Source organism: Actinomycetota bacterium, assembly GCA_030018275.1.
Classification (GTDB): Bacteria; Actinomycetota; Aquicultoria; order Subteraquimicrobiales; family Subteraquimicrobiaceae; genus Subteraquimicrobium.
In genome coordinates this window covers 1-11813 of record JASEGB010000009.1, presented here as the reverse complement: position 1 = coordinate 11813, position 11813 = coordinate 1, and the positions used below count along the sequence as shown (strand labels likewise).

Annotated in this window: 12 protein-coding genes and 4 tRNA genes; 5 read left to right on the top strand and 11 right to left on the bottom strand. The window is 43.8% G+C overall.

The window, feature by feature from the left end:
* Window positions 1-29 precede the first annotated feature (29 nt).
* The 3 genes from QMD66_04980 to QMD66_04970 form a co-directional block, all read right to left on the bottom strand.
* Window positions 30-104: transfer RNA gene (locus tag QMD66_04980), tRNA-Val, on the bottom strand.
* An 88-nt stretch (window positions 105-192) separates the two neighbouring features.
* Window positions 193-264, bottom strand: a tRNA-Cys gene (locus QMD66_04975).
* Between the two features lie 28 nt (window positions 265-292).
* Window positions 293-368 (bottom strand) — tRNA-Gly (locus QMD66_04970).
* Between the two features lie 177 nt (window positions 369-545).
* Between QMD66_04970 and QMD66_04965 the strand changes: the two genes are divergently transcribed.
* On the top strand, window positions 546-1454 hold the full coding sequence (locus QMD66_04965; protein ID MDI6822196.1) for a diguanylate cyclase: 909 nt from the start codon (window positions 546-548) through the stop codon (window positions 1452-1454).
* Window positions 1455-1463: 9 nt separating this feature from the next.
* On the opposite strand, the gene yedF is transcribed toward QMD66_04965, so the two are convergent.
* The 3 genes from yedF to QMD66_04950 all read right to left on the bottom strand — a co-directional run bounded on the left by yedF (window position 1464) and on the right by QMD66_04950 (window position 4126).
* Window positions 1464-2039: a sulfurtransferase-like selenium metabolism protein YedF gene (yedF, locus tag QMD66_04960; protein MDI6822195.1), complete on the bottom strand. Its 576-nt coding sequence runs from the start codon at window positions 2037-2039 to the stop codon at window positions 1464-1466.
* A gap of 18 nt (window positions 2040-2057) precedes the next feature.
* Window positions 2058-3098 carry a selenide, water dikinase SelD gene (selD, locus tag QMD66_04955; GenBank protein ID MDI6822194.1) on the bottom strand — a complete coding sequence of 347 codons (1041 nt, stop codon included), beginning with the start codon at window positions 3096-3098 and terminating at the stop codon, window positions 2058-2060.
* Between the two features lie 227 nt (window positions 3099-3325).
* The gene (locus QMD66_04950; GenBank protein MDI6822193.1) at window positions 3326-4126 is read right to left on the bottom strand and encodes a sugar phosphate isomerase/epimerase; all 801 of its coding nucleotides are present in this window, start codon (window positions 4124-4126) and stop codon (window positions 3326-3328) included.
* A 173-nt stretch (window positions 4127-4299) separates the two neighbouring features.
* On the opposite strand from QMD66_04950, the gene QMD66_04945 reads away from it, so the two are divergent.
* On the top strand, window positions 4300-4770 hold the full coding sequence (locus QMD66_04945; GenBank protein ID MDI6822192.1) for an ATPase P: 471 nt from the start codon (window positions 4300-4302) through the stop codon (window positions 4768-4770).
* Here the strand turns inward: QMD66_04945 and QMD66_04940 are convergent.
* Window positions 4747-6066, bottom strand: coding sequence for an alkaline phosphatase family protein (locus QMD66_04940; protein MDI6822191.1), 1320 nt, complete (start codon window positions 6064-6066; stop codon window positions 4747-4749). The genes QMD66_04945 and QMD66_04940 overlap by 24 nt on opposite strands.
* Window positions 6067-6165: 99 nt before the next feature.
* Window positions 6166-7026, bottom strand: a complete 861-nt coding sequence (locus QMD66_04935) for a hypothetical protein (GenBank protein MDI6822190.1) — start codon at window positions 7024-7026, stop codon at window positions 6166-6168.
* Window positions 7027-7285: 259 nt separating this feature from the next.
* Between QMD66_04935 and QMD66_04930 the strand changes: the two genes are divergently transcribed.
* Window positions 7286-7474, top strand: a complete 189-nt coding sequence (locus QMD66_04930; GenBank protein MDI6822189.1) for a hypothetical protein — start codon at window positions 7286-7288, stop codon at window positions 7472-7474.
* 97 nt (window positions 7475-7571) lie between these two features.
* Here QMD66_04930 and QMD66_04925 read toward each other — a convergent pair whose 3' ends face one another.
* Entirely contained in the window at window positions 7572-8606 is a 1035-nt protein-coding gene (locus tag QMD66_04925; protein ID MDI6822188.1) for a DNA/RNA-binding winged helix domain-containing protein, read from the bottom strand.
* 853 nt (window positions 8607-9459) lie between these two features.
* The gene (locus QMD66_04920) at window positions 9460-10038 is read right to left on the bottom strand and encodes a transposase (GenBank protein ID MDI6822187.1); all 579 of its coding nucleotides are present in this window, start codon (window positions 10036-10038) and stop codon (window positions 9460-9462) included.
* A 390-nt stretch (window positions 10039-10428) separates the two neighbouring features.
* Between QMD66_04920 and QMD66_04915 the strand changes: the two genes are divergently transcribed.
* Entirely contained in the window at window positions 10429-11100 is a 672-nt protein-coding gene (locus QMD66_04915) for a transposase (protein ID MDI6822186.1), read from the top strand.
* Window positions 11101-11138: 38 nt separating this feature from the next.
* Window positions 11139-11501 carry a transposase gene (locus QMD66_04910; GenBank protein ID MDI6822185.1) on the top strand — a complete coding sequence of 121 codons (363 nt, stop codon included), beginning with the start codon at window positions 11139-11141 and terminating at the stop codon, window positions 11499-11501.
* A gap of 140 nt (window positions 11502-11641) precedes the next feature.
* Here QMD66_04910 and QMD66_04905 read toward each other — a convergent pair.
* Window positions 11642-11725: transfer RNA gene (locus QMD66_04905), tRNA-Leu, on the bottom strand.
* Window positions 11726-11813: the final 88 nt, after the last annotated feature.

The window sequence follows — 11813 nt, the reverse complement described above, 5'->3', positions numbered from 1 at the left end:
ACTATGGACCATTAACTATCGACGGAATTTGGTGGGCGCTAGAGGATTTGAACCTCTGACCCCTTCCGCGTCAAGGAAGTGCTCTCCCCCTGAGCTAAGCGCCCAAATCAGTCAAAAGTCGATAGTTCGGGAGTCGGTAGCCAAAAGCTTTTCACTCCCGACTACCTACTCCCCACTCCCAACTTAATATAGAGGCGGCGGGCGGATTCGAACCGCCGAATGACGGTTTTGCAGACCGTTGCCTTACCCCTTGGCTACGCCGCCCTTAAAGGGATGAGGGATAAGTGAAAACTGGAGCGGAAGACGGGACTTGAACCCGCGACCTTCTCCTTGGCAAGGAGATGCTCTACCAACTGAGCCACTTCCGCCCGTAACACCCATCATATACAGGTCAATAGTAAGTATAAAATAAATCTAAAAATGTGGCAAGCGTAACGCCAGGCCGACCTCCTAAATTGACCACAAATTTTTCAATGCAACTAAAGATTCCCTTGCTTTTTCCGATAAACTAATTGAAGTTTAAATAACACAAAAGAAGGAACAAAATGAAAAGAAAAAGCAGAATACAACTAAGAAACTTTCTACTTATCACAATGAGCTTCGCTTTTGTTTCCCTTCTTATTTATTATACCCGTGGGGTTACAATCTACTGGCACCTTTACGCCATTCCATTAATCATCGCAGCTTTTACTTATAATGTCGTGGGTGGATTGATTGTCGGTCTTGCGGGAACGGGTATGATCGCAGGTTGGATGTGCTACTTCGCACCCTACCTATATTCCATCAATGAGAGCGTCCCACTCCGTATCCTTGAGATAAGCTTGGGGGGCATTTTGTACATTGCAATGGGCATAGCTCTGGGTTTCCTAGCGAAAAAACAGAAAGAACAGCAAGCTATCTTGGAAAAGCTTTCCGTCCACGATCGACTAACCGGTCTTTATAATTATAGCTACTTCATTGATAAACTCGATGAGGAGAAAAAGAGAGCAGATAGATATGGTCATCCCTTCTCGCTGATCATGTTCGACATAGATTTCTTTAAGATGTTGAATGACACTTTCGGGCATGAGGCAGGCAACGTTGTTTTGAAAAAAATTGGTGAAATAATCCACAAAAACGTAAGACACATAGATGTCGTGAGTCGATACGGCGGAGAAGAGTTCGCCATCCTTCTACCTCACGTTGTAGATAATGAGGCACATAGGGTGGCAGAACGGATACGTAAAGCCATAGAAGGAACTGGCTTTAATCTTAAACAAGATGATCCCACCATCCACAAGGTAACCATAAGCGGAGGGTTAGCCACCTATCCCAAAGATGCTCGTAATGAAACCGAACTCATCGTCAATGCTGATCGCGCCCTATATAAAGCTAAGGAATCGGGAAGGAATAGGGTCTGCGTATTCTCTCAATCTCCGGAACTTCTTTCAGTGATTAACTTCTCCAAACACTAGATTCAAACTTTAAACCGTTATTACCTTATCCGCTTCCATGAAGGAGCTTAAAATATCGAACATATTTGAGATCTCTCCCACAGCGACTTTGTCTTTTAACTTAAAGTAGTCAAGACAAGTCCCGCAGGCTAAAATCTCCACTCCCTTTTTGGAAAGATTCTCAAGAGCATCGAGCACGGGAGAACCCCTCACAACAAGCTGTACACCCTCGTTCATCAAGATTATCTTGTCGGGTTGAATCTCGCTTTGGGTTAAAGTATTAAGGAAGGTCTTCAACAGAGCCTCTCCGAGCTCATCGCTACTCTTACCTATGGTGGTCGAGCTTATAAAAACAACCGATGATTTTCCCGTGAGGGCTTTTATCTCCTCGGCAACTTCGGATTTGGATAGGACTACCCGGAAGTCGCCCCCCTCCGTAGAGACTTTAATATCGCATCCCATCTTCCTCCCCAGTCTTGAAACATTGTCCCGAGCTGCCTCATTGTCCACCAAGACTTCGACTTCAGCTTCCTCTTCCAATGCTTTTTTTGTTAGGATTACAGGTTGCGGGCATGGGAGACCACGTGCGTCAACGATCTTGGACATAATTCGATACACCCCCAATCAAAAGATATCTATTCTTCCCGCATCTTCCTCAACTATTTCCCCGATGATTGCGTGGGTTTTAACCCCTAACGTTTTTAACTCCTTGATCAAGTCATCACACCGTTCGGGTGAAACACTGATCAACAAGCCTCCCGAGGTTTGGGGATCAAGGAGTACATCCTGTTCCTCAAGTTTCACACCAGGAGCGAAAGAGACATAAGGCTGCAAATACTGACGATTTTCATGTGTTCTTGCTGGGATTATTCCACTTTCAGCGAATTCTAAAGCCTTCGGCCAAATGGGTATATCTTTGACAACGATTCTCGCGGCCGCATTACTGGCATGAAGCATCTCCTGGAGATGACCAAGGAGTCCGAATCCAGTAATATCCGTACATGCGTTGACGCCTACTTTAAGCATTGCTTCGCTGGCATATTTATTTAGTTCCCGGGCAGAATCAATTGCTTCCGACATCTCTTCTTCCTCAATGAGTTGTCCCTTTAAGGCAGTGGCCAGAATTCCGATGCCCAAAGGCTTTGTAAGAACCAGCAAATCTTTGGGATGAGCATTGGCATTGGTCACCACATTTTTGGGATCGATTATGCCAGTAGCCGCCAATCCGAATATTGGCTGAGGGTTTTCAACCGTGTGACCACCTACCATCAAAGCTCCCGCCTCATGAACTTTGTTTATTCCTCCTCGAAGGATTTCACCTATAACGTCGAGGCTTAAGCATGTGGGATAACCGATCAAAGAGAGAGCTGTAAGAGGTCTTCCTCCCATGGCATAGATATCGCTGAGTGCATTTGCCGCCGATATTTGCCCAAAGAGGTATGGATCGTCCACAATTGGCGTGAAAAAATCCACCGTTTGTACCAATGCCAAGTTCTGGTTCAATTTATAAACCGCTGCATCATCGGCGGTTTCCACGCCAACTAAAAGTTCTTCAGCTTTATCCAAAGGAAGTTTCCGTAGAATTTTCTGCAGGTCCTCCAGACCTATCTTTGCTGCTCAACCACTCTTCCCTGCATATTGAGTTAAGCGAATTTTCTCAACCAAGCTCTCTTTCCACCTTTTATTGTTTTATATATATTTTCTATAATCATAATCATTTTCCTTTATAATTTAATTCTCTTAAATCCAGGGTCACATGGGTATAACCCAGATTCTTAAATCTAGAAACGATATTTCCTGGATAAATTTCCGAACTGGCGGTGACGGCTAGAATCTAACTTTTTCACACTGGATAAAACCATTGAGAAGGAAAAACTTGTGAAGGTTATTATCTAGACTTGCCTCCCGGTAGTGGTATACTGCTCCAGGAACGATTGTAATAAGGTTTTGGTGTGCTCAACCTCTTCTTTGTCATCGAGCTCGATGACCCACCAATCGCAACCGGTTTTGAGTAAACGTTCAAGCACGGGACCAATAACACTCAAATCTCGAGGAGCGATGTGATGTGGCTCCTCGGCTTCATAAATGTGAGCATTGACCACATGCTTCGCCACGGATTCCAGGAACTCAACAGCAGTGACACCACCGTCATTAGCATGGACGCTCGAATTTGCGTGACCTATATCAAAGGTAACCTTGGCACCGGAAAGCTCAACCAACCGTAAGAAAAGTTGCGGATCGCTAGTCCAACCCGTTTTTAAATTCTCTAAGCAAACCGTGACTCCCCTTTCATTGCCATAGCCAACCAATTCGGAAAGATTTTCAACGGCTCTCTCCCAACTGAGTTTATTCTCGGATTCCCGATCCAGCCCAATATGCACGGTTATATACCGCGCTCCAAATCTTTGGACGCTATCGATGATATCCTTAAAAAGAACTAAGGATGCCTGAGCAATGCTTGGATTCACATGTCCAAGCTCACCATCGGCAAAAGCGCAGTGGTACCGAACCTCCAGATTATTTCCATTCAAAATTTCCTCAAATTTCTTACGCTCTGATTCCAAAAGCTTTAAAAGCTTCGAATCGAGCGAGCAATCCACAGCCATATAGCCACTCTCGCCCCCGTACTCCAACACATCCTTGATGGATAATATAGTTTTGGCACATGGTGCTATTTTGGGTTTAAACACCATCGATTCCCATCATCTAAATGTCTTTTGCCTTAAGTTATAATTATAATATTCTACAGGTTTTATTATTTTCCTTTATATTTTATTAAAAATATTTTTATAATTCCTTTTCGGAAGGAATTTGCCATGCAGATGCTGAAATTTTTACCCACGGTATTTTCTCCAAGGAGGAACCCATGATCAAGTTAACCATCCCGGGAAGAAAGGCAATCGAGGTTGAGAATCTCATTTTGGACATGAACGGCACCATAGCCATGGATGGTATGGTCTCCAAGGAAATCGTAGAGCGAGTGAAAAAACTGGCGAAATCCCTTAAAATCTACGTTCTCACCGCAGGAACTCAGGGAAGAATAGATGAGATAAAGGAAATTCTACAGGTTGAAGTCCACCAAATTAATCGACGGCGAGAGGCAGAGCAAAAAGCGGAATTCTTAAGAAAAGTGGATCCCGAAAGGACCATTACCATAGGAAATGGCACGAATGACTCGTTAATGCTCAAGCAAGCTGCTCTGGGGATAGGGATTATTGGTGAAGAAGGAATATCCCGTGAAGCTCTTCTATCCGCCGATGTAATAGTGAAGGACCCCAAAGATGCCCTGGACCTACTTTTAAAACCGAAGAGACTACAAGCTACCTTCCGAAAATAGGCGTAATGGAATAACTTTTCGAGGTTGATGGGGTATATCTCTCGCCGTTGGTCTTGTGCCGTAGTATTTAATCCTATCGGTTAGATCCAAGATGATATTCATCAAATCCGAGCCCCGGATCCGCCCTAATCCCTGGGTGCACGCTGACTCGCTAAATCGTTCAACTCCATCCTTTCGGACATTCTCTCCCACAATGGCGATTGGTACCGGTTCCCCAGAGTGAATAAGCTCTCCTCTGCTTGGCGTGCTATGGTCTGAGGTGACAATAATCAAACTATTTTGGATGAGATTTTGACTTGAAAGTAGGTAATTAAAGGATTTATCCACATCTTCGATGACGCGCTTCTTGAAGGTGGGATCTTTTGTGTGAGCGGCATCATCGATGGTTTTTGTATGAATGTGAACGAAATCGTAACCCTCCTTAAACGCCCTCTCCGCCATTTTAAATCGATTTCTTAGGTCCTCTTCAGCATCCTTGATTTGCTTTACTTCGAAAAAGGTCAGCCCGATCTCGGCGGCAAGCCCCCGGAACAAGGGACCGGAGGCGATAGTGGCCGCCCTGAATCCATATTTCTCATCGAAGGGTATCAATGGTCTCCTCCTACCAGCCCACTTCGTTAACAGGAAGCTCACCAGTGGAAGTCCGGCTTTTTCCCTTGAGGCATTGACGGGGTGATTGACTAATTTTCGATACGCCCACTTGAGATACTCATTGAGACAATCAGCTGTGTGTTTAGTTTTCCGTTTATCTTGTACTCCTTCCAAAGGCTGAATCTTTATCACTGGCATATCGTCGCAAAATGGATCTGAATCGGTAATATTTGGGCTCGCTTCACCCTTTAAGAACAGGATGCCCTGTCTTTTCCCGTTGTAGACGAAATGGAATCTTATCCCGCCGAATTCTTTCTCTGAGATTTCCCGCGCCAGTGCTTGGCAACATTCTTCCTCGACCCCGATGCATCGATCCACAACTTGTAGGCAACCATCTTGTTCCTTAACCCAGGCAAAGCTGGCTCTACAGACAACATCCCCGTCATTGAGTTCCAATCCCTCCCCTACGGTCTCGAAGACCCCCCTCCCGGGGAAGTCGCTCAGGGAATAGCCGAATATGACGAAGTGAGCCGTATCGCTTCCAGGCGCAATGCCCGGAGCTATGGGATCCATGAGACCCGTTACACCTTGAGCTGCTAATCTATCTAAATTTGGTGTATTGGCTGCCTCTAGTGGTGTCTTTCCACCCAATTCCGGTGCTGGTCTGTCTCCCAATCCATCAAGTATTATCAGCAAGACGCGCATAATAACCTCCATTATACTGACGGTGAAATATAGCTCACCTGCAAAATCGATTAGCGATTTTCGATTAGCGACTTTCGGTGAAAAATTCTTTTTGCCCCTCTAGACTTCTCCCTTGTCCCTTATCCCTGCCAAAACGCTGCCTATCAGCTCAACATAATCTACTTCCCTTTTGCCCGTCTGCCAGGCTTGCAAGATTTTCTTGCCGGCGGAAATGGCAAACTCATCAAAATATTTTCTCATGGCATCCTCATCGTATTTGACGCTGCCATCCAGGAAGCGATAATTCGAGCTGAACACGCATTTTAACTGTTTCTCCCCAGCTCTCCACCCCGCTCCCACAAGAGCTTCAATTTCCTCATCGGAATATATCTTTCGGAGAGGCAAAATGAGCTCAATACCCGCAAAATTCAGTAGTTCAGTGTAAGCATCAAGAGCCATGGGAATTTGATTTATCTTCAATTTATCTCCATGACTCTCCCTTTCCCCTCCAATGATTTTGGTGCAGCTCAACTCCCTGGCCAAAGGAACCCTTATCAAGTGCATATATAGATGACAACCGGGACAGGGGGAATAAAAGCCAAATTTCTCCAAGAGAACGGAGGTAAATCGACCATTTAGCGCCCACCACATGACCGGGTTGCCCAATATGACCAGATCAAAAAGGGCTTTTCGGTATTTCCTCGCAATTTGCTCGCGGGCAAAGTCGACATTTGCATGCAGGGCTTCCCAATCCCCGTACTCGGTGCCAGTATAAACAAGTGTGGGCAAAATGGCTTCTATATCGTCTCGAGCGGCGGTTTTGATGATGGCGGCTATACTATCCCGACCAGCAATCTCCCCAAGAGCCAAATTCCGGTACTTTGAGATTTTCTCTCGGAGGGAAGGAGAAAGAAGAGCCTTGATATCCTTCAATAAGTTAGGTTTGCTAAGTAAAATATCGGTTTTGAGCTCGTAGTGCATCAATTCGTCCTAGGTGCAAATTTAGTTTGTAATTCTCCTTAGCCATTATATAATCCTTTTAATTTTTGTACACGAGGACACAAATTGAGGATTATTTTGGAACTTTAATATAGGGAAATCCTCAGAGGAAAATCTTGAAGATTTTGACAACTAATATATTCATGGGAGCTCTCTCCCCCATCTTCTGTATTGCTTCCGAACCCGAAAAAGAGTAAAACAAGCAGTATTTGCTGTACAAGAGCATAAATAGCTGATGGGAGTGCTACTTTCGCTGAGAAATGGGTTACAGATAATGCTAGGGGATTACTACACTTTTCAAGGCAATGTAGGAATAGGATGGAAAAATTCCTTCTGCGGTGATGGTGAGTTTAAGGGTTCGGAGATTGATTCAAATTCAGCGGAGTATTCGGTAGTCATCGACTCTCAAGGTGAACTTTACGGCATCTAGATGCTCCATGATGGATATCGCTCCCCTACGCCACTTTTCAGAAGATCCTTGGCTTCGGGGAGGGTGATTCTCCCGTGGTCAATGATATATTGCCTGATCATGTCCTTCGCCTTTCCGAAATTCTCTGGGTGCATGGTGCCGCCATCGCCTTGTGACCATTCAGTGCTCGATAGATATCTCCTAATCGAGCCGGTTTGAATCCAAAATCCCTACAGACCTTGATCAATTTATCGGCGATGAGCTCCTGCTCAGGGGTGAGACTGGCTTTCGAGTGAGCTAATCTTATCCTTCCTCCCTTGACTTCTATCACCCCTTCTGTGGTTAGATCCTGAAGGACACGATCATACAATTTGGAATCGAGAGCCATCCCTATTTTGGACTTTAACTCCTCCTTAGGTACGATCCTCTGAAGGGGATTTCTCTGGTAACATTGTTTTATGGCATCGACAACCTTACGCTTTAAATCCTCATACCATTCCTTGTGTATTGCAGCTCCATTAATGCGAATTATTCCGCGTTGTAATAAGATGTCGATGACTCTTTTGGCACCACTTCTATTCAAACCGCTTTTCTGATTAATCTCATCGGGTTTAAGAGGTTGATATTTGCTCTTCTTGACCAGCAACTCCACTATCTCTTCGTGTTCCCCTTTTTCGAATACCTCCAATTGCTTGATGGTATCAGGATCATAGCGCCTATATTTCCTGCAATTTGTCTCGAGTATCGTTCCCCCTCCGATGGTTGAGATGGGACTTAAACTCCTTACTATGTATTTGTCGAAGGGAACTGGCACCAATTTTTTCTCCAATCTGAATTGGACCAGTGCACTTTCCCCAAGGAGGAGCTTCTTGCCATTCAGGAGTATTACCCGAGCCACCGCTTCGCTTGTCCCGGAATAAAACTTCACTCTCTGTCTTCGATAAAGGGGCTCCGAGTTGGATTCCAGATAATGAAGTCGCGCGTTGATAAGGTGAGTAGGAATCAGAGATCCCACTTCGGCGAGAACCATCCCCCTCTTCAGCTCTTCTACTTTTACATTGGGCAGATTTACCCCCCACCCTTTGACCGGCTGTGGCTTCAGAGACGCGGCGTCCATGTATCTGAATACTTCGAGCTTTAGCCTTAAAGCCAAAGGGATATATCTCTACCTTATCGCCTTCCCCGATGCGACCGGAAGCGATGGTTCCAGTGACTACGGTGCCATGACCAGGCAGTGATGAAAACTCTATCGATGGCAACCGGAAAGCCTTGTCTCTCTCCTTCTCGTTTACCCTTTGAGCGATCTCGTCGAGGGCGTGTTTGATCTCAGTTACCCCTCGACCATCCTTGGAGGAGAAATATATGTCTTACCATGGTCGATGTGACCGGCGGTGCCCACCACCAGATTCCTCAACTCGTTCCTCCCTAGAAGCTCTGATACTCGAATAGCTTTTTGTTCCTTAACAAATCTATAAAATCTCGATTAGCAAGAGCGATTAGCGACGTTCGATTCCCCAAAGCATACTTTTCCTTTCCAATTTGCCTAACCGAAAAACTCGACATTTTCACGCCACAAAAGGGGGCAAGGGGAATCGAACCTCCTCCAGCTTTGTTAGAGCCGGCCAACGGGTTTGCAGCCCGCGGGGTGCCCAGCACCATTGCCCCCAAACCACGTTTTATCATCCAATTGCTCATTGCTTTCAAATCTGATATAAGTATCTTGAGGGGCAAAGGGTTCCAGGTAGCCTTCAGCTTCTTGGAAACTCAGGGATCCGCCAGATCTTGCCCTCTCGATTTTTATCGCCTATAAGTAAATTACTACCTAATTTAATCTGTAATTTTTATAATAATCATTAATTATATTTATAATAATTCTCTGCTACGTTCTCTTTTCCTGCCTAATAAAGAAAAAAATTTAACCTTCAAGCACAGAGGATTCTTCTCCTTCGATACTTCCCATCTCAACTTTAAATTCTCATTTCGGGTATTGAGAGCAATGAAGGGATTTATTCCACAATCTTCAGCGAGATAAGAATAATTTTCGTAAGCATCGTAGGCAGCATCAGCAGAGACATTTTTGATCTTGATTTCGGGTGGTTATCCTTAGCCTTCTTTAAAAGACGGATAAGGTAGGGACTGTCGGCGGAATCTCCTGGAGTGGCTGTAACCTCAATGGGAAGATGAGAGGCTCTATCGACAAGCATATGAACTTTATAGCCAAAGAAGAAATGAGTCTCACTTTTGGCTCCGACTCTTGCATCAGGATCAGAGGGGACTCTTTCACATTTGCATCTTCCCTTGCAGTTACAGGTCTTTACCCCAAATCCATTGGAGTAGGCAATGATGTGAGTAGAATCTATGGCTACATCCGTTCCCTTGATAATGTTTAAGACAATTGCCTGTCCAATAATTTTGCGTAAAATCCCATAGAAAATCTCTTCCCCCAAGCGTTTTCTAAACTGGGAGAAGACTCCATGAGTGGGAGTTTTAAGAAAGTTATTAAAACCACAAAGCACACAATGCCGGCTGTTGAAGTTAAGACTTTGGGCTAATTTTCTGTCGGACTTTACTTCGCCTAAATAGATTAAAAGCTGAGCTTAGCTTGAGCAATGTAATTAGGTTCCGCGTACTCAACACTCGGATTCTTCTATTCTCCACCATCTCAGGAACAGTCTTTGTTTTTGGAATTTTCAGAATCTTAAACTTTCCTCGAGGACTGGTATATTTTCGGAAACTCCATGCCTCCGATTCAAATCCGCTATTTCCTCACTTTTAACCCAGGCTTAAACTTGCAATAATTTTGCCACGAACGTATTCCCCTCTAACAACCTTTTGAGGAATGGGTTCTTTTAAGACCATTCGTATTTTAGTTGCAAAACCTAAGATATGGGATGAGAGGAGAAAAATAGAAACATCGATTACCACAAAGACCTGATAAAGTTGATTTGAGAGAAAAACCTATCAGGAGGTAATCGATGTGCTTATATACTATCACTAAATTGATAAATATTACAGGTCATCGGGTCAGCGAAATAATCTCTATTACACCAAAAGAAATTCATGTACGCATAGAAGCAGAAGAAGGACACAAAGCGATATGCTCGGAATGTGGAGAAATTCATCAAGAAGGATATCATAGCAGCAAAGCGATTACAACCAACGGGGAAGCTGGATGGTATTTAGGGCTGGATGATGAAAAAGTTTATAGAATCGATAAGGCCATATTGGAAGAACAAGCCAAAGAAAAGCTCAGTCCACCACCAGCAGCGGCAAATATCAGTGTAGATGAAGTAAGTTACCGTAAATACCATCGGTATCTGACCAATGTGATTGATGTAGATAAGAAACTATTAATATGGAATGAAAAAGGCAGAAAGGCCGAAGTCTTAGATAAGTATTATGAATCTATTGGAGATGATAATTGTAAAAAGATCGAATCTGTGGCCTTAGATGGAGCAAAAACTTATATTAGCTCGACCAAGAAGAATGCAATCAATGCTTTGATTGTTCTTGATAGGTTTCATGCCACCCAAGAGGTTAATCAAGCGGTTGATCGGGTAAGGAAAGATGAATTGGCAAAAGCTCGAAATAACAAAGATGAAGAAATAGTCCAATTGACCAATTGCGGCAGCGCTTTATTTTACTGAAAAACAAGAGCAAGCTAACTACGAGACAGTCTTTGACATTGGAAAGGCTCTTAAGAGTAAACGAGCCCATTTATAAGGCCATGCTGTTAAAAGAGAGTTTTTTGCAGGTATATGAGTGCAAAGATATCAAAGAGGCTGAAGAACACCTAAGTGATTGGATTAAACAGGCCAAGGAGAGTTCTTTAGAAGTGTTCAAAGAGTTAGCAGAAAGCGTAAAAGAAAAAGCCCAATATATTCTTAATTGGTTCAAGAAAAAAGCAAGTTCAGCTCTTTCTGAGGGATTCAATAATAAGATTAAAAGGCTCAAACGTATGGCCTATGGATATAAAGACATTGACTATTTCAAGTTAAAGATTCATCGGCATTGTGGACTTCTTAATCCAAGAAAATTTGCACCTTAAATACGAAAGAACCTTCTTTTACAAGAAGGGGGTTCCTTTAGATTTTTAGAACAACCTATTTTGGTACAGTGTTTCTTTTGTTATTGGATCAAACCTTGATATGAAAAAACCGCAGTTTACCTGCGGTTTTATTCTAAAGGTGTCGGAGGCGGGATTTGAACCCGCACAAGCTAATGCCCACTGCCCCCTCAAGACAGCGCGTCTACCAGTTCCGCCACTCCGACATTTTATACCTGCAAAAGTATTATATCACCTTTCTGTAGTTTGGCAAAAAATTAGCTAAAAGGAACAAAACCACTGATGTGGAAAACC

Bases quoted from the DNA above. Each gene is read 5' to 3' on its own strand.
- yedF (MDI6822195.1), bottom strand. From the start codon at position 2,039: ATGTCCAAGATCGTTGACGCACGTGGTCTCCCATGCCCGCAACCTGTA.
- QMD66_04915 (MDI6822186.1), top strand. From the start codon at position 10,429: ATGTGCTTATATACTATCACTAAATTGATAAATATTACAGGTCATCGG.
- QMD66_04950 (MDI6822193.1), bottom strand. From the start codon at position 4,126: ATGGTGTTTAAACCCAAAATAGCACCATGTGCCAAAACTATATTATCC.
- QMD66_04935 (MDI6822190.1), bottom strand. From the start codon at position 7,026: ATGCACTACGAGCTCAAAACCGATATTTTACTTAGCAAACCTAACTTA.
- QMD66_04965 (MDI6822196.1), top strand. From the start codon at position 546: ATGAAAAGAAAAAGCAGAATACAACTAAGAAACTTTCTACTTATCACA.
- QMD66_04940 (MDI6822191.1), bottom strand. From the start codon at position 6,066: ATGCGCGTCTTGCTGATAATACTTGATGGATTGGGAGACAGACCAGCA.
- QMD66_04945 (MDI6822192.1), top strand. From the start codon at position 4,300: ATGATCAAGTTAACCATCCCGGGAAGAAAGGCAATCGAGGTTGAGAAT.